Raw genomic sequence first — 255 nt, 5'->3', positions numbered from 1 at the left:
CGAGGCCGAAAGGCGTAGTCGATGGGAAACGGATTAATATTTCCGTACTTGGTATAATTGCGATGGGGGGACGGAGAAGGCTAAGCAAGCATGGCGATGGTTGTCCATGTGAAAGTGAGTAGGCTAGTGACTTAGGTAAATCCGGGTTGCTGTTAGGCTGAGACACGAGACGAGCACCCAAGGGTGTGAAGTTGCTGATGCCATACTTCCAGGAAAAGCCTCTAAGCTTCAGATTATACCGAATCGTACCCCAAA

Annotated in this window: 1 rRNA gene; it reads left to right on the top strand. The window is 49.4% G+C overall.

Going from position 1 to position 255, the window contains the following annotated elements:
- A 23S ribosomal RNA gene (locus tag PSH50_RS21280) occupies positions 1 to 255 on the top strand; the annotation flags it as partial.

This window comes from Pseudoalteromonas sp. Angola-7 (assembly GCF_028599255.1).
Taxonomy (GTDB): Bacteria; Pseudomonadota; Gammaproteobacteria; order Enterobacterales; family Alteromonadaceae; genus Pseudoalteromonas; species Pseudoalteromonas atlantica.
The sequence above is the reverse complement of the archived record's forward strand: the minus strand, read 5'-3'. Positions and strand labels throughout refer to the sequence as shown.